The 21,975-nt window shown below is 45.1% G+C and carries 19 protein-coding genes; 2 read left to right on the top strand and 17 right to left on the bottom strand.

Annotation, left to right across the window (positions count from 1 at the left end):
• Positions 1-82: 82 nt before the first annotated feature.
• The gene (locus LDX50_RS05835) at positions 83-1,003 is read left to right on the top strand and encodes a helix-turn-helix domain-containing protein (protein ID WP_225697470.1); all 921 of its coding nucleotides are present in this window, start codon (positions 83-85) and stop codon (positions 1,001-1,003) included.
• On the opposite strand, the gene LDX50_RS05830 is transcribed toward LDX50_RS05835, so the two are convergent.
• From LDX50_RS05830 to LDX50_RS05815, 4 genes are all read right to left on the bottom strand, one after another.
• On the bottom strand, positions 989-1,750 hold the full coding sequence (locus LDX50_RS05830; protein WP_225697469.1) for a phosphoglycerol geranylgeranyltransferase: 762 nt from the start codon (positions 1,748-1,750) through the stop codon (positions 989-991). The genes LDX50_RS05835 and LDX50_RS05830 overlap by 15 nt on opposite strands.
• Positions 1,722-2,090: a hypothetical protein gene (locus tag LDX50_RS05825; protein WP_225697468.1), complete on the bottom strand. Its 369-nt coding sequence runs from the start codon at positions 2,088-2,090 to the stop codon at positions 1,722-1,724. The genes LDX50_RS05830 and LDX50_RS05825 overlap by 29 nt, the downstream gene beginning before the upstream one ends.
• Positions 2,080-2,412, bottom strand: coding sequence for a phage holin family protein (locus LDX50_RS05820; RefSeq protein ID WP_225697467.1), 333 nt, complete (start codon positions 2,410-2,412; stop codon positions 2,080-2,082). Before LDX50_RS05820 ends, LDX50_RS05825 begins: the two co-directional genes overlap by 11 nt.
• A 100-nt stretch (positions 2,413-2,512) precedes the next feature.
• Positions 2,513-4,093 (bottom strand): Na/Pi symporter, encoded by a 1,581-nt coding sequence (locus LDX50_RS05815; protein WP_225697466.1) that lies wholly within the window; start codon positions 4,091-4,093, stop codon positions 2,513-2,515.
• A gap of 224 nt (positions 4,094-4,317) precedes the next feature.
• Here LDX50_RS05815 and LDX50_RS05810 point away from each other — a divergent pair, with 224 nt between their 5' ends.
• Positions 4,318-5,451 (top strand): hypothetical protein, encoded by a 1,134-nt coding sequence (locus LDX50_RS05810; RefSeq protein ID WP_225697465.1) that lies wholly within the window; start codon positions 4,318-4,320, stop codon positions 5,449-5,451.
• Here the strand turns inward: LDX50_RS05810 and LDX50_RS05805 are convergent.
• The 13 genes from LDX50_RS05805 to LDX50_RS05745 all read right to left on the bottom strand — a co-directional run bounded on the left by LDX50_RS05805 (position 5,448) and on the right by LDX50_RS05745 (position 21,958).
• The gene (locus LDX50_RS05805) at positions 5,448-6,629 is read right to left on the bottom strand and encodes a M20 metallopeptidase family protein (protein ID WP_225697464.1); all 1,182 of its coding nucleotides are present in this window, start codon (positions 6,627-6,629) and stop codon (positions 5,448-5,450) included. The genes LDX50_RS05810 and LDX50_RS05805 overlap by 4 nt on opposite strands.
• Positions 6,629-7,135, bottom strand: a complete 507-nt coding sequence (locus tag LDX50_RS05800) for a hypothetical protein (protein WP_225697463.1) — start codon at positions 7,133-7,135, stop codon at positions 6,629-6,631. The genes LDX50_RS05805 and LDX50_RS05800 overlap by 1 nt, the downstream gene beginning before the upstream one ends.
• Positions 7,135-10,485 (bottom strand): preprotein translocase subunit SecA, encoded by a 3,351-nt coding sequence (secA, locus tag LDX50_RS05795; RefSeq protein ID WP_225697462.1) that lies wholly within the window; start codon positions 10,483-10,485, stop codon positions 7,135-7,137. The genes LDX50_RS05800 and secA overlap by 1 nt, the downstream gene beginning before the upstream one ends.
• Positions 10,486-10,544: 59 nt before the next feature.
• On the bottom strand, positions 10,545-11,330 hold the full coding sequence (gene dapF, locus LDX50_RS05790) for a diaminopimelate epimerase (RefSeq protein ID WP_225697461.1): 786 nt from the start codon (positions 11,328-11,330) through the stop codon (positions 10,545-10,547).
• A 55-nt stretch (positions 11,331-11,385) separates the two neighbouring features.
• Positions 11,386-11,646: a DUF4834 family protein gene (locus LDX50_RS05785; protein ID WP_225697460.1), complete on the bottom strand. Its 261-nt coding sequence runs from the start codon at positions 11,644-11,646 to the stop codon at positions 11,386-11,388.
• 44 nt (positions 11,647-11,690) lie between these two features.
• The gene (carB, locus tag LDX50_RS05780) at positions 11,691-14,504 is read right to left on the bottom strand and encodes a carbamoyl-phosphate synthase large subunit (RefSeq protein ID WP_225697459.1); all 2,814 of its coding nucleotides are present in this window, start codon (positions 14,502-14,504) and stop codon (positions 11,691-11,693) included.
• Positions 14,505-14,607: 103 nt separating this feature from the next.
• Positions 14,608-15,936 carry a DUF58 domain-containing protein gene (locus LDX50_RS05775; protein WP_225697458.1) on the bottom strand — a complete coding sequence of 443 codons (1,329 nt, stop codon included), beginning with the start codon at positions 15,934-15,936 and terminating at the stop codon, positions 14,608-14,610.
• Entirely contained in the window at positions 15,933-16,913 is a 981-nt protein-coding gene (locus LDX50_RS05770) for an AAA family ATPase (protein WP_225697457.1), read from the bottom strand. Before LDX50_RS05770 ends, LDX50_RS05775 begins: the two co-directional genes overlap by 4 nt.
• Before the next feature lie 5 nt (positions 16,914-16,918).
• Positions 16,919-18,100 (bottom strand): DUF4350 domain-containing protein, encoded by a 1,182-nt coding sequence (locus LDX50_RS05765; RefSeq protein WP_225697456.1) that lies wholly within the window; start codon positions 18,098-18,100, stop codon positions 16,919-16,921.
• The gene (locus tag LDX50_RS05760; RefSeq protein WP_225697455.1) at positions 18,097-18,816 is read right to left on the bottom strand and encodes a DUF4129 domain-containing protein; all 720 of its coding nucleotides are present in this window, start codon (positions 18,814-18,816) and stop codon (positions 18,097-18,099) included. The genes LDX50_RS05765 and LDX50_RS05760 overlap by 4 nt, the downstream gene beginning before the upstream one ends.
• Positions 18,800-19,777 carry a hypothetical protein gene (locus tag LDX50_RS05755; protein WP_225697454.1) on the bottom strand — a complete coding sequence of 326 codons (978 nt, stop codon included), beginning with the start codon at positions 19,775-19,777 and terminating at the stop codon, positions 18,800-18,802. Before LDX50_RS05755 ends, LDX50_RS05760 begins: the two co-directional genes overlap by 17 nt.
• Positions 19,755-20,723, bottom strand: coding sequence for a stage II sporulation protein M (locus LDX50_RS05750; protein WP_225697453.1), 969 nt, complete (start codon positions 20,721-20,723; stop codon positions 19,755-19,757). The genes LDX50_RS05755 and LDX50_RS05750 overlap by 23 nt, the downstream gene beginning before the upstream one ends.
• Before the next feature lie 14 nt (positions 20,724-20,737).
• Positions 20,738-21,958 (bottom strand): dipeptidase, encoded by a 1,221-nt coding sequence (locus LDX50_RS05745; RefSeq protein WP_225697452.1) that lies wholly within the window; start codon positions 21,956-21,958, stop codon positions 20,738-20,740.
• Between the last annotated feature and the right edge of the window lie 17 nt (positions 21,959-21,975).

Here is a 21,975-nt window from a genome sequence, read left to right as displayed (position 1 = left end):
TGGGAATATTACAATATTCCTTAGAATAATGCAGTATTTGCGGAATTATTGTTTATTTTTATTGATATAACTGGGCAGTGTGATGGAAGACTACAATAAAATCATTGAATCATTAGGTATCAGATACCTGAAATCCAATAACATCATCGTTAACAGTCCGTTTCAAATCGTTGATTATCAGGAAACCGATAACGCCATTTTGATTCTGAAGCGTGGCAAACTTTTTTATGGTGAGGAACGAAATGAACTGAAGGAGGGGCATGCGTTGTTTATCCCTGCCGGGAAAATTCAGCCTATAACTTTCGGGGATCCGGCAAATCTGGATGCACAATTAACACAGGAAGAGTTTGGATACAGGCAGATGGAGTTTTTCCATACAGATGGGCGGACGGATGAGCATATTGTTTCCGACTTTTCCATGGTTGTATTCGAGACCAAGGTTTTTGATACGGTAAATTTCTTTTCTACGCTTGACATTCCTCCATTTTCCATTGAGAACCCAAAGGTGAATACCCTGATCTACGAGATCATGAAGGAACAGTCACAGGCACTTGTTGGTAGTCAGCGCATGATCAAGTTGCGAACTGAATTATTATGCATTGAGATTATTCGTCATATTTTGACGCGGCAGCTGTTTGTAGAGCAAATGACTACGAACAGCACATACTTCAAGGATCCCAGGTTGATCTCGCTGTTAAAATTCATCAAGGACAATCTGGATGGTGAGCTAACGAATAAGAGGTTGTCGGAAATCGCTGATGTTTCGGAGGACTATGTTGGTCAGTATTTTAAAACTTTAACCGGCATTAACCCGCAGGATTATATTGAGTATCAGCGCATGGAACATGCTGTGGACTTATTGCGTACCACAAAAATGAGTATCCGGGATATTGGGAGGGCCTGCGGCTACAAGGATACAGCTTATTTCTGCAGGAGATTTAAGATGATGTATGGCATACCGGCAGGAAAAATGAGAAAGCGTGAAACGCTAATGAACGTCTAACGTTCTGTTATTGGAATAGATTAATTCAGAAACCCCGATCATCAGGTCGGGGTTTTTTTCAAAGGCATTTCCCACAACGATTACATCTGCGCCTGCGTCCAGTACTTTTCGTGCTTTTTCCACCGTATTAATCCCGCCACCTACGATCAGTGGGAGGGAGATATTTTTTCGAACGGCAGAAATCATTCTGGTGGGGATGATTTCAGGAGCACCACTGCCGGCATCCATATAAATTGTATTCAGGCCCAGCATTTCACCGGCCATGGCTGTGGACGCGGCTACGCTGTATTTATCAGGTGGAATCGGTGCGGTATTGCTCATATAAGCTACGGAAGAATTCCGTTCACCGCTTATGAGCATATATCCGGTAGAAATTATTTCGAGTCCGCTGTTTTTAAGTATGGGAGCGGCAACCACATGCTGCCCGATCAGCAGTTCGGGGTTACGACCAGAAATGAGGCTCAGAAAAAGGATAGCGTCCGCATTCTTGTCGATTTGCATTGTGCTTCCGGGAAACAGCACTACAGGTGTGTCGGTACTCTCCTTAATTTCAGTGATTACTTCAGAAAGATTATTCTGCATGAGATGACTTCCTCCAACAAACAGAAAGTCAACATAACATTCACTCGCCATTCTGAGGATCGGTGCGAGTTCATTGGGGGTTTGTACTTTATCCGGATCGATCAGAACAGCCAGGGCTTTTCGTCCTGTTTCCAGATTATTTTGTAGGGTCTTCCGGATCGTCATCAGTTTCCATTAGGTTATCAATGTAGTCTTTCACCTTTTCCTTCGCGAACTTCATGCCGAGGATCGCCGCCTCTGTGAGGATCATTTTTCCCATGGTACCTACAACTCCCGATTTCTGGGGTGGATTCTCATAAAAATTCTGAGAGCCTGCAGATTCCCTAACAACAACTTTTTTTCGTGTAATTGCACGAACAACCAGGTAGGTAAGCAAAATGCCTCCTGCTACCAACGCTGCTTTTTTAGCGGTTCGTTTACCTTCAACAATGATCTCCTCAAAGTCATGCTCGAGTGCCTGTTGATGAATCTTCGACTGTCGCTTAAGTTCTTCCTTAGTCTTCATCCTTCGCATTTAAAATTCGATCCATGGCATTCGCAATTGCTTTTCTAAGCCCGAGTTTTTTGTGAAAGAAATATAAAATTACGAGCAGAAAGGCGTGAATTCCGGCAATAATAAGAGTTCCTGTATAATCGGAATTCAATGTATGGTTCAGGAACATGCCGAAAGCGAGACAGAGAAAAAACCATGTAAAGAACAGTAATATTGCCATCAGTACGGCCACCAGTAAACGGGAAACGATGGAGGAAACCTCTTCCTTTACTTCCAGTTTAGCCAGGGCGATTTTGGTTTCCACCAGGCCAATAATGTGCTCAATAATGGTCATAAATATCTGAACTGCCTCACGATTAATATAGCAGAAAATTAAATACTTTCCTGCAGTTTATAAAGCATAAGTCTATATAAGACGATGTGAATGGGAGTTGTTACTTTTTTATATCTGTTAATTGCTCATATTCAACGATTATTCCATGCTTATTCATTTTTTCGGTGCGTATGAGCAATTTTTCCGAAGCACTCAGATAGTATTTGAATGTAATTGAATCCAGTGCTTCGGGCTGGTAGTATTCTTTTTTGATAATGAGAACTGAATCGACCGTCATGTTCTCGTTTATTCTCACTTCATCAAGAATTTCTTCAATACACATTTTAAATTTTCCGCGGTTCTTCTCATCATCCCAGCAGAATCCCGGCTTGTTGATCAGGAAGAAGTTATTGTTGATGAAGATAATGTTATTATCCCTGTAAATGTCGTAGATATTACTTTGTGCCCCTTCATTACCTGTAATATTCATTCCCCAAATACGCTCCTTGCCTTTTCTGTTCACTTTTGCGAGGACGCTCTTTTCACTTTCCCGCCCGTCCTGCCATACGGTGTAAACAAGCTCCTCAACGACCGCTGTATCACGGTTTGTATAAATCAATGTGAACGGGATCAGAAAGAACATTAAAATGATATACATGAAACCCGTGATCCGGTATCTGGCAGTAAGTTCACCGAATAATTCTGCCAGTCGAATCAATGAACGACGCATGAATGGGATCGGCAGGAAAATTAGTACACCGATCACGTTAATGATAAGGTGAGTGATGGCAATACTTACTACCAACTCACTCTTGAACATAGCTGCGATAAAGGCGGTAATAGTCGTTCCGATATTCGCCCCCAGGATGAAGGGCATGATACCATCCATACGAACTTTTCCAGTTGCAGCAAACGGAACCACCAGGGATGTGGTTACCGAACTTGATTGTACGGATCCCGTCACAAGAATTCCCCACAGGAAGGATTTAAATGGCTGCTCAAATAAAAACAATCGCAGTTTTTCCTGTGATTCGCCCATGAGAATTTTTGAGATGATGTTAGACAGTATTTTGATCGAGCCAAAAAGTAAGACGAAGGACAGGGCTATACTTACAAAGGGCATTCCTATTTTTTCAACGATAACCTCAGTAACCGGTATCAATCTGAATAACTTAAAGCCTACATCTATTGATTCCTGTGCCGGGGATACAATACCCAGTAAAGAAGTGATTTCCTGTGCCAGGGAGGATATGAGTCCATAATAGTATTCCAGGGGGAATAGTATCAGAACCGTTAGAATATTGAAGAAATCATGGACCGTACCTGCTGCAATGGCGCGCTTGAATTCATCACGTTTGGCAATATATCCCAGAGAAACTATTGTGCTGGTGAGGGTTGTTCCAATATTTGCCCCCATGATCATGGGTACTGCATTGGAAAGTGTGATGGAGCCAGCGGCCACAAGGGCAACGATCATAGAGGTTGTGGTGGAGCTGCTTTGAATTAATGCTGTAACAAGCAGACCGATAAACAAGCCAATGAATGGGTTGGAAGTAGCGGTAAGGATCGACTCTGCAACCTCCTCGCCGAGACGGCCAAAAGATTCCCCCATCAATTCAATACTGAACAGAAATATGAAAACTGCCGACAGGATCACCAGGATCCGTATTGATAATGAATACTGAGGTACAGACTTACTCACAGGTCATGCCACTTTTCGGGTGTGAATTTAACTACAATATTATTATAGAATATTTAGTGAATTTAAGGTTTTGTAAAACCAGAATGTAAAAGTATATATTTGGAGCCTGATTAGGCCTAGAAGTGGTTCAAAAGACAAATGCCATTCAATTTATTAACAATTTGTTAATATTACATTTTTGTGAGTAATCACTAAGTTTATGCCTGCAAAACTGCACCACTTCAATGGCAGCAAATAAAGCGAATCAAGATGTAGAGCCTTCAGAACTCGCGAAACTGGTATATCAGATTTTCGATCTTGCTAAGGCGGAACGTACATTTCTGATTATTATCGGATTACTCGTAGTTCTCGTGGGTGCCATTTACCCATACCCTCAAATAGCGATGTGGGTGGGTTTTAGCCTTGCGGCCTACTCTGCAGTTGCCAACGACAGTATCCAGACCATTGGTACTTTTATTGCCTCCAACAAGAAAAGACAGTGGTACTTCCTCTGGCTTTTCATGGGCTTAATCTTTGTAGCCACCGTTGCGTATAGTTGGATAACATACAATGGAGACGTTACCTACCAGCGACTCGCCGTGAAAGGCTTCTCTGAGAGCCCAACAGAATTCAACTTCCTTCAGCTGGCGGCCCCGATCGTATTGCTTGTACTCACAAGGGCAAGAATGCCTGTATCAACTACATTTTTGCTCCTTAGCTCATTTTCAACAAAAAATGAAGCTATTGTAAGTGTGATTACAAAAAGCCTTGGAGGCTATTTTATGGCATTTTTTGCTGCCATTCTGATCTGGTTCCTTGTCACTAAGTATGCTCGCAAAGCATTTTCAGGAAAACCTTCAAATATATGGCTTCCGCTTCAATGGATTACAAGCGGTGCACTTTGGTCTTTCTGGATCATGCAGGATGCGGCCAATATAGCAATTTACCTTCCAAGACAATTATCCACGACCCAGTTCATCATATTTGCTTCTACGGTGTTTTTCGGACTGGGGCTGCTTTTTTACCTTAAAGGGGATAAAATTCAATCCATCGTAGACGAGAAGGCGGGGGTTTCGGATATTCGTGCGGCTACACTGGTAGATTTTGTTTATGCCGGACTGATCTATTACCTCAAGGTCCAGAGTAACATTCCAATTAGTACCACATGGGTGTTTATTGGCTTACTGGGAGGACGTGAACTGGCTATAGCCATCAATAAAAAGCGTCAGAAGATTAAAGCGCGGAAGAGCAAAAAAGCATTACGAATGATCTTCAAAGATGCGTCAAAGGCATTTATTGGATTAGTCATTTCCCTCTTACTTGCCTTTCTGGCCAATAACAAAATGCGGGAGCAAATTCTCGAATATTTCGGCTATTAAGCATTAATAGCCATCCAGGCCATCAACCCAATACCAATTTCCAGGGCAGCTTCGTCGATATCAAAGGTAGGAGTATGAACATAGCTGGTGATTCCCCGTGCTTCATTTCTGGTTCCAAGGCGATAAAAACATGCGGGTAATTCCTGGGAATAATAGGAAAAGTCTTCGGCACCCATCCAGATGTCCAGGTCGATCACATTATCCTTGCCAACATAGGCCTCTGCAAAGTTCCGGGCACGCGCTGTAAGTGCTTCGTCGTTCTTTAGGAAAGGATAACCGCGATCGATATTAACATCGCAAGAACCGCCCATGCCAAGCGCAATATGTTCTGCCATCTGACGAATTAATACGTGTGCCTTTGCCCGCCACTCTTCATCCAATGCACGAAATGTACCGGCAATTTCCACTTTATCGGGAATGATGTTCGTTGCGCCATTGGCGATAACCTTTCCAAACGTAAGTACAGAAGGTTTTTTCGGGTTTGCATTTCTGCTGATGACCTGCTGCAGTCCCACAATGATATGAGAGGCAATGAGTACCGGGTCTATTGCCATTTCTGGCAATGCACCGTGACCTCCTTTGCCATGGACTGTCAGGTAAATTTCATCCGCACTGGCCATGTACATGCCTGGTTTGAAACCAATCTTTCCTACCGGCATCAGGGGCATCACATGCTGCCCGAAGATATAATCCGGTCTGGGAGATTCCAGCACACCTTCTTTGATCATCAGTGAGGCACCACCGGGGTTTTTTTCCTCACCCGGCTGAAAGATCAATTTTACCGTACCCTCAAACTCATCCCGGAGACGCGAAAGAATCATCGCTGTTCCCAGCAGTGAAGAGGTATGAACATCATGGCCGCAAGCATGCATGATGCCTTCCTTTGTTGATTTATAGGGTACATCATTCTTTTCTGCAATTGGAAGGGCATCCAGATCTGCCCGGAGGGCTATCGTGCGGCTCGATGGGTTCCGGCCTTCGATTAGCGCTGTAACACCTGTTCCTGCAATGCCTTCGACAGGCTCCAGCCCCATGGATTTCAGGGTATCTGCCACGAAACGTGCCGTTTCAAATTCCTGGTAACTCAGTTCCGGATGAGCATGTAGATGACGTCGTAACCTGATCACCTCAGGGTGCAGTTCTTTCGCCAGCCCTTTTATTTTATCCAGTAATTCCATCAGGGTATCGGAATCTTATCAGGAATAATTATCGCCGTGGGAAATTTTCCTTTCAGATTCGCATAATCATGCTGTGCTTCGAGTCGGGAAAAATACTGACCAACCTTTACCTTGAAGCTGGGCTCGTCATAGAACAATTCAACTTCCTGATCGGGCAGCAATGAGATTGCTTTCCCCCTGATGATACGTGCCTCATCACTGCTGCTGCCTGTATAAATCTGAATGGTATATCCATCGACGAACTTTGTTTCAGCCTTATACTGATCACTGCTCTCCAGGACAGCATCCAGTTGATCCGTGATATCATTAGAAGGTGTAATTGCACCGTAATCCGCCTGAATAACCCGCTCACTTCCGACCGTATCGGCGGGAACCTCGTAGGTTGGACGGTGCACAGCCAGGTCCTCTCGATAAACTTCATCGTCAGAAGGCTTGGATGTAGACAGACTGGCACAGGACGCCAGGGCAACTAAAGCAGACAACCACAAAATGAATTGTATTCTCATCAGTCTTCTATAAGTACACATTTATTACTTTTAATATCTTCTTCAACCGTTTTGTATTTAACGTCTTTTTTCAAACTTCCGTCTGAATACTGTACGGTAACGCGATCATTTCTTCCAAAAACTTTATCGGTCTTGATGGGCATGGTCTTTTCGGCAGGCGGCCGGTTAGCCTGTGCGGCCTGATTTCCGCCACCGCTTAGCAGGGATCTGGACTCATCCTTCTGCTCCTTAAGCTGCTGGCGACGTTCCTTTACAGCACGTGCTTCACGAACTTCGTCTGCCTGCTGGACAGGGAGGTCAGCCTTCATCAAAAATCCGACAGTGTCTTCGTTCACGCGCGCAATAAATCGCTTAAACAATTCAAAGCCTTCAAATTTATAAATCAAAAGCGGATCCTTCTGTTCGTAAACGGCATTTTGAACACTTTGCTTCAGGTCATCCATTTCGCGCAGGTGATCTTTCCAGAGCTGATCGATAATGCCCAGGGTGGCCATTTTTTCCATGCTTCGGATCAGTTCAGCATTGTGCGTTTCCACACACTTCTTGAGGTTGGCAGCGACACCAATCTGTTTCTTTCCATCGGTAAAAGGAACCAGTATATTTTCCACAGTGGCGCCACGCGTTTCCTGAATGTTCTGCATAATCGGAAATGCCCGGTCTGCAACAGATTTGTTTTTGCGACGATATCCACCCAGTGCGGCTTCATACAGTTTTTGGGTCAATTCATCCTGCGATGAATTCTCATAATCTTCCCTGATGATCTCAAAATCGATACCCAGGACACCCAGTACAGTGATTTTAAACCCTTCATAATTACCCGGATTGTTCAGGACAATATCCTCACAGGTATCAAAGAGCATGTTCATAATATCCAGCTGCAGGCGTTCACCGAAGAGTGCGTTTCTTCTTCGCTTGTAGATTACTTCCCGCTGGGAATTCATGACATCATCATATTCCAGCAGCCTCTTTCTGATACCGAAGTTATTTTCTTCCACCTTCTTCTGCGCGCGTTCGATGGATTTAGTAACCATACTATGGGAGATCACCTCACCCTCCTGCAGCCCGAGGCGGTCCATAACCCGTGCCATGCGTTCCGGCATGAACATTCGCATCAGGTTGTCTTCCAGTGAAACAAAGAATTGGGATGATCCCGGGTCTCCCTGACGTCCGGATCGACCGCGCAGCTGACGGTCAACACGCCGTGATTCGTGTCGTTCCGTACCAATGATGGCGAGGCCTCCGGCTTTCTTGGATTCTTCCGTAAGTTTGATATCCGTTCCCCGGCCGGCCATGTTGGTGGCAATCGTAACAGTTCCCGGTTTACCTGCTGCGGCAACAACTTCCGCTTCGCGCTGATGTTGTTTGGCGTTCAGTACCTGGTGATCGATCTTACGCATATTGAGCATACGGCTCAACACTTCGGAAATCTCGACAGAGGTAGTACCCACAAGCACCGGACGTCCCTGGCTGGTAAGGGTAACGATCTCATCAACAACCGCATTGAATTTTTCACGCATTGTCTTGTACACCATGTCCTGACGGTCATCCCGGGCGATCGGGCGGTTGGTAGGAATAACCACCACATCAAGCTTGTAAATTTCCCAGAACTCACCGGCTTCGGTTTCTGCAGTACCGGTCATCCCGGCCAGTTTATGATACATCCGGAAATAGTTCTGAAGCGTAATGGTGGCATAGGTCTGTGTAGCATCTTCCACCTTCACATTTTCCTTTGCTTCAATCGCCTGGTGGAGGCCATCAGAATAGCGCCTTCCTTCCATCACACGTCCTGTCTGCTCATCCACGATCTTTACCTTACCATCCACAATGATGTATTCGGTATCCTTTTCAAAGAGTGTATAGGCTTTCAGCAGCTGGTTCACTGAGTGAATTCGCTGGGACTTTATAGAATAGTCCTTGATGAGCTCGTCCTTCTGCTTTACTTTTTCCTCGTCCGACAACTCTTCAGCCTTCTCCAGGTTGGCAATCTCGGTTCCGATATCGGGCAGGATAAAGAATTTAGGGTCTTCACCGGCTCCGGTGATCAGGTCAATACCTTTTTCAGTAAGATCAATACTGTTATGCTTCTCATCAATTGTGAAATACAGTGGTTCATCTGCCTCAGGCATCATCTTCTGATTATCCTGAAGGAAGAAATTTTCAGTTTTCTGAAGGATCTGCCGCATACCCGTTTCACTTAGGAATTTGATCAGCGGCTTGCTCTTTGGAAGTCCGCGATAAACCCGGAAAAGCGCTACACCACCGTCCTTTTCGTTTCCTTCGGCAATGAGTTTTTTGGCTTCGCTCAGGAATTGCTGAGTAACTTTCTTTTGTGCTTCCACCAACTTGGCGATACGCGGCTTCAGATCGTAATATTCATGTTCGTCTCCTTTGGGGATCGGACCTGAAATTATCAGTGGAGTACGAGCCTCATCGATGAGTACCGAATCCACCTCATCGACCATGGCATAGTGATGCTTTCGCTGAACCAGTTCCTGGGGATCCCTCGCCATGTTATCGCGCAGGTAATCAAACCCGAATTCGTTGTTGGTGCCGTAGGTGATATCTGCAAGGTATGCATTGCGGCGTTCGTCTGAATTTGGCTGATGACGGTCGATACAATCTACTGTCAGGCCATGAAATTCAAATATAGGCGCCATCCATTCGCTGTCGCGTCGTGCAAGGTAGTCGTTCACGGTAACGATATGCACGCCGCGTCTCGACAATGCATTTAAGAATGCCGGCAACGTGGCTACCAGCGTCTTACCTTCACCCGTAGCCATCTCGGCGATTTTACCTTCGTGTAGTACGATTCCACCGATTAGCTGAACATCATAGTGCAGCATTTCCCATGTTACCTCGTTGCCCGCAGCCATCCATCGGTTTTTCCAGAAGGCTTTTTCTCCTTCAATGGAAACATGTCCCTTGGTGGCGGCAAACTTCTTGTCTGCCATTGTGGCGGTAACTTCGATGACTTCATTGTCCTTGAAACGACGAGCGGTTTCCTTAACGATGGCGAATGCCTCCGGAAGAACTTCCATCAGCACATTTTCCAGTTCCTTGTTGCGGTCTTCTTCAAGCTGATCTATCCTGGCGAATATATCTTCCTTTTCCTGGATATCGAGCTCCGGCTGATCATCAATCTGCTTGTGCAGTTCTGCGATCTGATTGTCGATATCCTGCAGATGCTCATCAATTCTTCGCTGAACATCAGCCGTCTTGTCCCGGAGGCCGTCGTGAGTTAATGAACTGTAGGAATTGAATGCCTCATTGATCTTTTCAACCAGGGGCATTACCTTTTTAATATCTTTTTCCGACTTGGTGCCGAATATCTTTGCTATAAAATTTAACATGTTCTTCCCGAATCTTTTCTGCAACTGGTAAAGTTACAGGGTTTTTTGTTTTAATTCCTTTAAACTGTAGCCAAATCGACCTTTCCCGAAAACACGTGTTGTGCCGGCCCGATAAGGTAAACATCTGTAAACGTCTGATCGGTGTTTTCATTGAAGGCCACCTCCAGCTTTCCGCCCTTTGTTTTGATCTGAACGGGGCTTGCCATCGAGCGGAGTCCACAAGCGATAGCAGCAGCGGTTACACCTGTACCACATGACAGTGTCTCGTTTTCGACTCCTCTTTCATATGTGCGCACGAAGATCGACTGGTCTCCCTGTACTTCCACAAAATTGATATTCACCCCGCCCTTTTTGAAAGGATCACTATAGCGGATTTCCCGGCCTCTGCCAGCTACATCCACTGCTTCAATATCCTGCACGTAACGAATCAAATGCGGTGAACCGGTATCAACAAGCATACCATCTTCCAACGACCTGACATTTTGTACGTTTTGCATTCGAAGCTTCACAATACCTGCTTCATCGATTGACGCTTCATGAATGCCGTCGTAGGCCATAAACCGGCACGTATCACGGATCATACCAAGTTCCCTGGCAAATTTCACCGCGCAGCGGCTGCCATTTCCGCACAGGCTCTGCGAAGTATCAGGGTTGTAAAAGACCATCTCAAAATCACATTCAGGATGTTCCTGAATCAGTATCAGCCCATCGCTTCCAATTCCAAATTTCCGGTCACATAACCTGGGGATCAGATCTAATTGGTTGGGAAAAATTTTCTGACGGTTATCAATCAGAATGAAATCATTTCCTGTCGCCTGGTATTTTTCAAATATGATGGTCGGCATGTCTAAAAATAAAAAAGCCCCGGTTGGGGCTCAAATCTACTTATTATCTCGATAATTATTCAATTTCTTCAAAATCAACGTATTCTCCGCCCGTGAATTTCTCGCCTTTTTTTACGCCATTCTTCTCCGGCACATAATCAATATTCACATTGCCGTTGGCAGGGCGCTGATATGTATCCTGATGGTTGGTCCTGGCATATGGATTGTTGCGTGACTTATTCCCAACGGAACTGCCGGTCAACAATCGCATAAGAAAGCCTATGGCCCTGAAAAAGACGAGGAAAACCAATAAAGCGATGAACAGAAATTTAAACATAGCTGCTTATTTACCGGCCATGGCCGGAATCCTATAAGTAAAACCTATTTACTCAAATATAGGTTTCGTTCACCGTATATTTTAAGAAAATAGTCATCCATCAGATCATCAATGAAGTAAATAGCTTCACCGGTTGATTTCATTTCCGGACCAAGTTCCTTGTTAACATTCGGGAACTTGTGAAAAGAGAAGACAGGCTCCTTGATCGCATATCCGATTTTTTTCGGATTGAACTTGAAGTCTGTGACCTTTTTCTCCCCTAACATTACTTTTACGGCATAATTCACATAAGGTTCATCATATGCCTTACAAATAAAGGGAACCGTTCTGGACGCACGCGGATTTGCCTCAATGATATACACCGTGTCATTTTTTATGGCGAACTGGATGTTGATCAATCCCACCGTATTCAGCGCGAGTGCAATGCGTTTTGTATAGTCTTCAATCTGGCGGATTACAAGATCACCCAGGTTGTAGGGAGGCAGCACCGCATAGGAATCTCCGGAATGAATTCCCGCCGGTTCAATATGCTGCATGATGCCGATGATGTAGACATTCTCTCCGTCACAAATCGCATCCGCTTCAGCCTCAATCGCTCCGTCAAGGAAATGATCCAGCAGCACTTTATTACCGGGGATCTTTTTGAGAATATCGATGATGTGTGATTCAAGCTCTTTCTCGTTGATCACAATCTTCATACTCTGACCTCCCAGTACATAAGAAGGGCGTACCAACAGCGGGAAGCCGATATCCTTTGAAAGCTCAATCGCTGTTTCGGCATCCTCGGCCACCCCGAATTCAGGATACGGAATTCCGTTTTCCTTCAGCAGGGTGGAGAAACTTCCGCGGTCCTCGGCAAGGTCAAGGGATTCAAAATTAGTCCCCAGAATTTTTATACCGTATTTATCCAGCTTTTCGGCAAGCTTCAACGCGGTTTGTCCGCCCAGCTGAACAATAACCCCTACCGGATTTTCATGCTTGATAATATCAAAGATATGCTCCCAGAAAACAGGTTCGAAATAAAGCTTATCCGCAATATCGAAGTCTGTTGAAACCGTCTCCGGGTTACAGTTGATCATGATGGTCTCGTACCCACACTCTTTGGCGGCGAGTATACCGTGAACACAGGAATAATCGAATTCTATACCCTGGCCAATGCGGTTCGGCCCTGAACCCAGCACGATGATCTTTTTCCGGTCGGTTACCGGAGATTCATTCTCGTCGTCGAAGGTTGAATAGTAGTAGGGCGTCTGTGCTTCAAACTCTGCCGCACAGGTATCAACCAATTTGTAAACCCGCTTGATGCCCAGCTCATGTCTTCTGGTATGGACCTCACTTTCCCAGCATTTCATCAGGTGGCCCAGCTGCCTGTCGGCATAACCTTTTTCCTTGGCCTTCTGAAGTAATTCAGCCGGGATTGTTTCGATCGTATATTTTTCAATCTCTTTTTCGAGATGAATAAGTTCCTCGATCTGGTTCAGGAACCATGCATCAATTTTTGTTAGTTGCTGTATGGTTTTGAACGGGATACCCAACTTGAAGGCGTCATAAATATGGAACAGACGGTTCCAGCTCGGCTTTTCAAGACTGGTTAGAAGATCCTGCTGCTTGGTCAGTTCCTTGCCGTCGGCACCCAGTCCGTTACGTTTGATCTCCAGTGACTGACAGGCTTTTTGTAATGCCTCCTGGAAATTCCTTCCGATTCCCATTACCTCGCCAACAGATTTCATCGACAGGCCAAGACGACGGTCGGATCCCTCGAACTTATCGAAGTTCCAGCGGGGTATTTTTACGATCACATAGTCAAGTGCCGGCTCAAAAAAGGCGGACGTTGTTCCTGTGATGGCATTATTGAGTTCATGGAGATTGTATCCGATCGCCAGCTTTGCTGCCACTTTTGCAATCGGATATCCGGTTGCTTTTGATGCCAGTGCAGATGAACGGGAAACCCTGGGGTTGATTTCAATACCGATAATTTCATCATTTTCAGGATTTACGGCGAACTGTACGTTACATCCGCCGGCAAATTGCCCGATGGAGTTCATCATCAGTTTTGCCAGATCCCGCATTTCCTGGTAGACGGTATCCGGGAGTGTCATGGCAGGGGCCACCGTTATAGAATCTCCGGTATGTACACCCATAGGATCGAAGTTTTCGATACTACAGATGATAATGATATTACCAAGGTTGTCACGTAGTAGTTCCACTTCATATTCTTTCCAACCGAGGATACTTTGCTCAACGAGCACTTCGTGGATGGGTGATGTATGCAGTCCGTTGGTGAGCGCTTTTTCGAACTCATCCGGATTATCTACAAATCCTCCGCCGGAACCTCCCAGTGTATAGGAAGGTCTGATCACGAGGGGGAATCCTATTTCCTGTGCAATTTCTTTTCCCTGCAGGAAGCTTGTGGCGGTCTCGCCTTTACAAACGTTCACGCCGATCTCCATCATTTTCAGACGGAACTTCTCCCGGTCTTCAGTGGTTTCGATGGCATTGATGTCAACACCAATGATCCGAACGCCATAATGATCCCAAATACCGGCCTTATCGCAATCAATGGCCAGGTTGAGGGCCGTCTGGCCGCCCATCGTAGGCAGCACGGCATCAATATTATGGTTTTCCAGTATGTACCGGATGGATGATTTGGTAAGGGGCTTGAGATAAACATGATCAGCGGTCACCTTATCAGTCATGATGGTGGCCGGATTTGAGTTGATCAGGATAACTTCGATTCCTTCTTCACGCAGCGAACGTGCCGCCTGGGATCCCGAATAATCAAATTCACATGCTTGTCCGATAATAATTGGTCCGCTCCCGATGATAAGAACGCTTCGTATACTTCTGTCTCTTGGCATTTGTAGTGGTTAAATATGGAAAGATCAGGGCCTGAACAAATTGCCACAAAGTTATGTGAAAATGCCTATAATAAAAATGTGAATTCAACCTTATTCGATACTTTCAGATCAGTCCCCTTGCTTTCAGTTCAAGATACTTGTTGATCGTGTTCACAGTGAGGGCCTGCGGACTGGTAAGAATGGCATGAATACCGTAGGATTGCAGTTCTCTCACAATTAATTTCTTTTCGTAGGCAAGTTTTTCCGCAATAGCCTTATTGTAAATATCTTTTGTCTTGTAGGCTTTTCTATTGAGAATAGATCGCATTTCGGTATTCTCAAAGAAAATCGTAACCACCAGGTGGCTTTTCGCCATTTGCCTGAGATAGGGCAACTGGCGCTTCATGCTGCTCAGGCTCTCAAAATTTGTAAAGAGCAGTAACAGGCTCCTTCGGGTAACATCCCGTCGAACGCGGGTATAGAGCGCCGAATAATCAGATTCTTTGTACGCGGTCTTTTGGTTATAGAGCGTTTCCAGGATCAGTTTCATCTGTTTATTACGTCTGCTGGCAGGCAGCACAGTATTCACCCGGTGTTGGAATGTGATCAAACCGGCCTGATCATCCTTGTTGATTGCTATATTCGAAATCACAAGACTGGCATTGATGGCATAGTCCAGAAGGCTCATCCCTTCAAAGGGCATCTGCATGGTTCGGCCCTTGTCGATCAGGCAATAAACCTGCTGTGACTTTTCGTCCTGGTAATTATTCACCATCAGATCACCCCTTCGCGCGGTTGCCTTCCAGTTAATCGTTCGAATGTCATCCCCCAGCACATAATCCCGGATTTGTTCGAACTCCATGTTATGACCGATCCGTCGTATTTTTTTAATCCCCAGATCTACCAAACGATTTGTAAAGGCCATGATCTCATACTTACGCATTTGCAGATAGGAGGGATAGACCGGTACAATGGCCGCTGCGTCGAAGACCGATTTTCTTTGTACCAGTCCGATCTGTGAAGAAGAAAACACATTGATACGGCCAAAATCATATTCACCACGCTTAACCGGACGGAGGTGATATTCGATGACCTTGCTCTCCCTGGGCTTCAGGGATGCTTCAAACGAAATATCCCGTCGCTGGAACTGGAAAGGAATTTCATCGATTATTGAAATGTCCACCGGGAAAGAATAGAAATTTTCGATGTACAACCGGATAGGGTTTTCATCGCCGTTGGATAATTTTTCAGGTGTAAACCTTCTCGCCAGTACAGGCTTTCCGGGAAGAAAAAGCAGCAGCAGGTCGCCCAGTAATAATGCAGAAAAAATAAAGAAAAGTACCCTGGGAACCCACAGGCTGATGTCCAGAAAATGGGACAACAGAAAAATGAGTACCAGAATCCCAATGGTCTGGAAGAATCTTTTTCGTACAAAAAGTGACCCGATTTTCATCGTGGGATTTCGATTTTATCGATTACCTGCGCAATGATATCGTCAGCGTCGAAGCCTTCCATTTCTTTCTCCGGACTCAGAAGAATTCTGTGGCGAAGAATGGGTGGCGTCATTTCCTTGATATCTTCCGGAGTAATAAAATCACGTCCCTGGATTGCTGCATATGCCTTGGCTGTACGCAACATGGCTATGGATGCCCGGGGCGAAGCGCCCAGGTAAATATCCGGACTGTTACGTGTCTCATGAACAAGACGCGCAATATAGTTGAGCATATCATGTTCAACATGGATGTTGAAGATGGCATCCCTGTACTCTTTCAGCTGTTCCGATGAAAGTATTGGATTGATGCTATCTACCGGAAGCATATCTTTTCGTTGCTGATGTCCTTCAAGGATCATAATTTCTTCCTCCTGGGAAGGATATTCTATACCTATCTTAAAAAGGAACCTGTCCAGCTGCGCCTCGGGAAGCCGATAGGTTCCTTCCTGCTCGATCGGGTTCTGTGTTGCCATCACGAAATAAGGGAACTCCATAGGGTAAGTCTTGCCGTCCATTGTTACCTGGCGCTCTTCCATTACTTCAAACAAGGCTGCCTGGGTTTTTGCCGGAGCACGGTTTATCTCGTCAATAAGGATGAGATTGGAAAATACCGGTCCGCGCTTAAATTCAAATGAATTATCCTTCAGATTAAAGACCGATGTCCCCAGTACATCCGAAGGCATGAGATCAGGAGTAAACTGGATGCGGGAAAAATCGGCCTTGATGATCCGCGCGAGTAATTTTGCCGACAATGTCTTTGCCACGCCGGGAACTCCCTCGATGAGGACATGCCCGTCGGCGAGCAGTGCCACCAGGAACAGCTCAATCATTTTATGCTGTCCTACAATGACCTTTCCGATCTCGGCCTTGATGGCATCTACGCTTTCTTTAAGCTTTGAAAGATCGATGCGGTTTTCAAACATCTCGTTATTTTCCATTTCTCCTATAATTTGAATTCTTCGATATACCTGTTAATATTTTTTAACTCCTGTTCTGAAATCTCCCTTTTCATTTTGACATCCATGATGGCGGTCATTAAGGTTTCTACCTCTTCGGTGGAGTGTCCCGACTTGGAAGCGATTTTTTCATATAACGGCTTACCCTCGAGATTCTGGGGTAAATAATATTTTGTTCTCAGCTGGTCGAGGAAATAGCTGATTCGTTTATCCGCTATACTGCGATGATTTTTTCGTTTATAATACAGACTGCTGATCGTATTCACAAAGTCGACTGATGAATTGCGGAGTGGTTTGATCACAGGGATGGCCCGTTGTTTTCGTTTAGATTCCACTACCATATAAATGATGAGAGCTGCAAGCAGAATATAATAACCCCATGCCAATGCGGGCTCTTTTAGAATGTAGCGGAGCGGGGTTGCACTTTCCCTTCTTCCCTGCATGTAGTATTCAGCCCAGTGCAAGGGCCTGTCCGGCAGCATCGACAAGGTAGCGGCAGCAAATTCCCTGTTTTCCTTATAAAGTAAATATAGATTGGAGAAAGCCAGTGGTGTTGTATTCAGGTACAGGTTTCCATTGCCATGTGGCACGCGAACTGTAACGGGCTGGCCAAGGTCATTGGTGGCAACCACGTACATGGAGGCTGTGTCGATCTCACTAAACCTGCGATATGCATTGTTGCGCTGATAGGAAAAATCACCAGCGACAGGCAATGCCGGATTTACGAAATGAATATAGGAGGAGTCGCTGTTTTCCAGATTTTTCATAAAATCTGCGTCGAAAATATAGTCAGCGACGGTGAAGTTTAACGTGTCCTCCAGAAGCGGAGAAAATACATGGGCGCTTATAAGTACATTTCCACCTGAATAGACATGCTCCAGCATTACGTCAAGATCCTGCTCATCCGGATAATATCCGGTTGTAAGAATCAGCTGGTTGTTGCGAAGGGTGTCCTGCTGTTCATACATCGTGATGTAGGACCTGTCTACTTTTCCTGTCGGAAAAACATCAGCAATGACCTGATCAAGGATAAAGGCTCCAAACGGATTTTTGTCTTCGTGCGCCAGTGAAATGGTCCAGTTGATTGGTTTGGGATTAAAGATCTGGATGATCACATACAGAACGAATGCAAGCAACAGGACGATCAGGTATTTACGTTCTCCTCTCACGTGCGGATGAATTTTGCCCAGTTGTCGAATGTTTCACGAACCCGGATTAAGTGTTTTTCCTCCACATCAAATTCACCGTACCAGGCGTAATCAAAAAAGTAGCTCAGATCTCCAAAGCCGGGCTGAAGCTTTTCATCGGATAGTTCAGCCAGGTAGTCATGATTTGTTTTCCCTGGCTGCCAATCGATCTTCTGCGCGTCTGACAGCTTCTTTAATGCATGTAGGTAAATTAACCGGATCCCACGACGATACTGTCCCTGGCTGGCAGCTTCGGATATGAGGGATTCAAAATCAAGTATATGGATATTTTCCTCATGTACGCTGTAATCCAGACCTTTCTCCTTGTCGGTAACAAAAGCCTTCTGTGACCGCATCTGGATGAGTTTGTAAATCGCGTAGGATGCAGCCAGTATACAGATCGTATAAAGTATGATATTTACAATATTCACCCGTCCAACCTCAATACTGAATAGTTTCTGGAAAAAACGTCTCAGAGCATCTTTGAACATTTCCCAGAGGCTTTTCCCGGGTATGTTGGCCGCGGCATAATCAAAATCACTATCAGTTTGAAAGTCATGTATTTTCTCACTGTCTATTTGACGAACTTCTACGGGCGTTTCATCAACCAATACAAGAGAATCGGCCTCCTGTGCAGAAAGCCAGGAGGGTAATATCAAAAGAATATAGAGAATAGAAAATCTAATAATGTTCTTCATCCTCATCAGATGTATCCTGCTGTCCAAAGGTCTCAATTTTATTCATGAGTCCGCGTGCCTCCTTCAGTTCCACCAGGTTGAAATACTGAAATCCCAGTGCCAGCAGGGGAAATGCATTTAAGAGGTTGCTGGCAAGAAACGCAAGGCTTAGCGTAGTATAATTTGCGATCTGGAAGAGAAGGGAAGGCTCGGAAAGACCGGTTTCTTCGGCGGCATGCAATGTGCCAGCAAAGAAAGTAACGTACCATGGAATCATGAAAATGTATGAAACGAAACTTTGAATAAGTCCGGCCACGAAAATCAGGCCGAATGTGCTCCACCATTTGCCGCGAATCAGTTTCAGGGCTCGTCCGAAAGAGGTAAAAACATCTGTTTTGTCATATGCCTGAACGACAAATACAAGGGAGAAAGCAACGATCAGATAAATTAATATGATCCCCAGGGCTATTCCGGTGATAACCCCAAAAAAGGTGTTGACTTGTGAAAATGCCACGACCAGGAATACACCGCCCAGGTAAATTATCACAAGTGCTATTGACCAGATAACAAGACTGCCCAGTACAGTCCACATAAAGGATTTTACCCGCTGCCACACTTCCGAAACGGAAATATCCGTTGATTTCTTTTCATCATAGATGACAACATACTGGTACACCGTAGCGATGAGCAGGGTTCCGGCCACAAAGAGGAAAATCAATCCGGAAATAATCGGAATTCCCAGTCCGAACATATTTTCCAGCACAACGGGTGCTGTTCCGGGATCTGACAATGCGCTAAGATTCATGAGCTGTCCGTACCCATCTGCCATAAGTATGGCGCCCAGGATAATGAACGGACCAGAAATGAAAGTCAGGGCCTTGATAAACGGACGGGCATGCAGCCGGATAAAGTCGACTGAAGCACTCAGTTTGGCGCTGAAGTCACGCCTTTTATGGAGTTCAAGTAAGTTTCCTTGTTGCATTTTTAAAAATTTTTGCCGGATAGATAACGAAATAATAGACAATGAAGGTGGCCGACAGCAGAATGGTTAGAAGGCTGATGATCCAGGGCATTTGGGTATATCGTGTGAAAAATGATTCAATAAACCCTGCTGTAATGAAAATAGGGATCAGTCCGATAATTATTTTTAATCCTTTTTTTGCCCCGTTTTTAAATGATTCCAGCCGGGTATAGGTCCCTGGAAATATGAAACTATTCCCCATAACAAAGCCTGCAGATGCTGCAATAACGATGGCAGATAATTCGAGCGTTCCATGAAGCATGATCACCAGGAAGGCATTCAGAATGAAACCTTCCTGCGCCAGAAAAGTAAAGAATGCACCCACCATAATTCCGTTCTGAAAAAGAATCCAGCCGGACCCCAGTGCGGTGGCGAGCCCTGCGGCAAATGCCATGAATGAAACACGCACGTTGTTGAACGTAATAGCGAAAAACATGTCTGCTTCGTTCATATCTCCGTACACGGCAAGTGGATTGCCGTTCTCGATGTTTTCAAGTGTCATGTTCACATACCCATCACCTAAAATCAGGCGAACGAAGGTTTCGTCATTCAGGGTTGAAATTATACCAAGGCAAATAGCAATTGCAAAGGTTAAAAAGGAATAGAGCAATGGTTTCCGAACCTCATACATCAACAGAGGAAGTTCTGTTTTCCAGAAATAGACAATCCTTTTTCCGTCTTCCTGCTTACTGCGATAAATACTCAGGTGCAGCTTAGATGCCAGGTTATTCAGATATTGGGTTGTCTCACTTTTAGGATATTGGGTTCGGGAAAAGGACAGGTCGTCTGTCACCTGGATAAAAAGGTCAGCAAGCTGGTCGGGATTTGCATTGGATGCATTTGCAGCAACACTTTCAAACTCCTTCCATCGGCGCATATTTTGTTTTACAAAAGCTGCCTCTTTCATACCCTTATTTTTGATTAAATGGAAGCGGCATCCTCCACCGCCTGCCATACTCTGAAAACATTTTTGTAACAGATCTTTTCAATATCCTCGTAGCTGTAGCCTCTTTTCAATAATTCAGCGATGAGATTTGGAAACATGGAAACGTCCTTAAGCCCGACGGGTAGACTGTCGCCAACCCCGTCATAATCGGAACCAATAGCAACATGATCGATTCCGGCCAGCTCAACAACATGATCGATATGATCAGCCACTTTGGAAACATTCGACCAGAAATTATTATCGGTCATAAACTTTTGCCGGTAGGCATCCCTGGCTGAATCGCTGAGGTCGGGATGGCTCTCCATAAAATCCCCCAAATCATTAGAGACCTTTTGAGAATGTTCATCAAGAAATGTAGAGCCAAAATTGATTTGAATGACGCCATTTTCTTCACCGAGACGTCTGATCATGTCATCGGCCATGTTACGTTCAAAGCCGGGTGTAAAGTGGCGGCATGAGGAGTGTGAGGCGATAACCGGCACATCGGTAAGATCCATAACATCATAAAAGGTGCTGTCACTTACGTGGGAAATATCCACCATAATGCCAACGCGGTTCATTTCTTTAACCACTTCCTGTCCGAATGGAGAAAGACCATTCCAGAGCCGGGTGGTATCATAGGATGAATCGCAGATCAGGTTGTTTTTTGAATGGGTGAGCGTGATATAACGGATGCCCCGATTACGAAAATATTCTACATTGGAGAGGTTGTCACCGATTGGAGCCCCGTTTTCCATTCCCATGGGCAGGGAAATTTTTCCTTCAGTAAAATTCCTCCGCACTTCTTCAGGGGTTACAGCAAGGGCAAATTTCTCAGGATACAATTTCGTGATCCCTTCGACCATGTCGATCAGAGAATCAGCCAGTTCCTTGGCACCGCCTGTCACCTGGTATTCTGCCGGGATGTAGATCGACATGAAGGGTGCATCGAGACCGCCTTTTTTGGCACGTTCATAATCGAAATCACCTTCTTCCGTAGACAAAAGTATTTCTCCATCTGTTAGTAAATCAAAATTTGTCTCTTTAAGGCGGTAGGGCAGATCCACATGACCGTCTGTGATAATGTAGGCATGCGCAAGGCTATCGGCGATCGCCATAAGATCGGAGGCTTCCGTTGTGGCTGAGGTTTCGGAATTTTCTTTCGACTGGCATCCCAGCAGAAATAAAAGAATTAATAAAGTCAGGGCTTTGTTCATGGTTACTCGGATCTCAT

The sequence above is a fragment of the Fulvivirga sedimenti genome (assembly GCF_020328055.1).
This window is presented reverse-complemented; position numbering and strand designations above follow the sequence as displayed.

What these genes read in the sequence shown, in the direction of transcription:
- carB (WP_225697459.1), bottom strand. Translation starts at nt 14,504, where the DNA reads ATGCCAAGAGACAGAAGTATACGAAGCGTTCTTATCATCGGGAGCGGA.
- LDX50_RS05835 (WP_225697470.1), top strand. Translation starts at nt 83, where the DNA reads ATGGAAGACTACAATAAAATCATTGAATCATTAGGTATCAGATACCTG.
- LDX50_RS05805 (WP_225697464.1), bottom strand. Translation starts at nt 6,629, where the DNA reads ATGGAATTACTGGATAAAATAAAAGGGCTGGCGAAAGAACTGCACCCT.
- LDX50_RS05810 (WP_225697465.1), top strand. Translation starts at nt 4,318, where the DNA reads ATGGCAGCAAATAAAGCGAATCAAGATGTAGAGCCTTCAGAACTCGCG.
- LDX50_RS05785 (WP_225697460.1), bottom strand. Translation starts at nt 11,646, where the DNA reads ATGTTTAAATTTCTGTTCATCGCTTTATTGGTTTTCCTCGTCTTTTTC.
- secA (WP_225697462.1), bottom strand. Translation starts at nt 10,485, where the DNA reads ATGTTAAATTTTATAGCAAAGATATTCGGCACCAAGTCGGAAAAAGAT.
- LDX50_RS05755 (WP_225697454.1), bottom strand. Translation starts at nt 19,777, where the DNA reads ATGCAACAAGGAAACTTACTTGAACTCCATAAAAGGCGTGACTTCAGC.
- LDX50_RS05820 (WP_225697467.1), bottom strand. Translation starts at nt 2,412, where the DNA reads ATGACCATTATTGAGCACATTATTGGCCTGGTGGAAACCAAAATCGCC.
- LDX50_RS05745 (WP_225697452.1), bottom strand. Translation starts at nt 21,958, where the DNA reads ATGAACAAAGCCCTGACTTTATTAATTCTTTTATTTCTGCTGGGATGC.
- LDX50_RS05830 (WP_225697469.1), bottom strand. Translation starts at nt 1,750, where the DNA reads ATGACGATCCGGAAGACCCTACAAAATAATCTGGAAACAGGACGAAAA.
- LDX50_RS05800 (WP_225697463.1), bottom strand. Translation starts at nt 7,135, where the DNA reads ATGAGAATACAATTCATTTTGTGGTTGTCTGCTTTAGTTGCCCTGGCG.
- dapF (WP_225697461.1), bottom strand. Translation starts at nt 11,330, where the DNA reads ATGCCGACCATCATATTTGAAAAATACCAGGCGACAGGAAATGATTTC.
- LDX50_RS05770 (WP_225697457.1), bottom strand. Translation starts at nt 16,913, where the DNA reads ATGGAAAATAACGAGATGTTTGAAAACCGCATCGATCTTTCAAAGCTT.
- LDX50_RS05760 (WP_225697455.1), bottom strand. Translation starts at nt 18,816, where the DNA reads ATGAAGAACATTATTAGATTTTCTATTCTCTATATTCTTTTGATATTA.
- LDX50_RS05825 (WP_225697468.1), bottom strand. Translation starts at nt 2,090, where the DNA reads ATGAAGACTAAGGAAGAACTTAAGCGACAGTCGAAGATTCATCAACAG.
- LDX50_RS05775 (WP_225697458.1), bottom strand. Translation starts at nt 15,936, where the DNA reads ATGAAAATCGGGTCACTTTTTGTACGAAAAAGATTCTTCCAGACCATT.
- LDX50_RS05750 (WP_225697453.1), bottom strand. Translation starts at nt 20,723, where the DNA reads ATGAAAGAGGCAGCTTTTGTAAAACAAAATATGCGCCGATGGAAGGAG.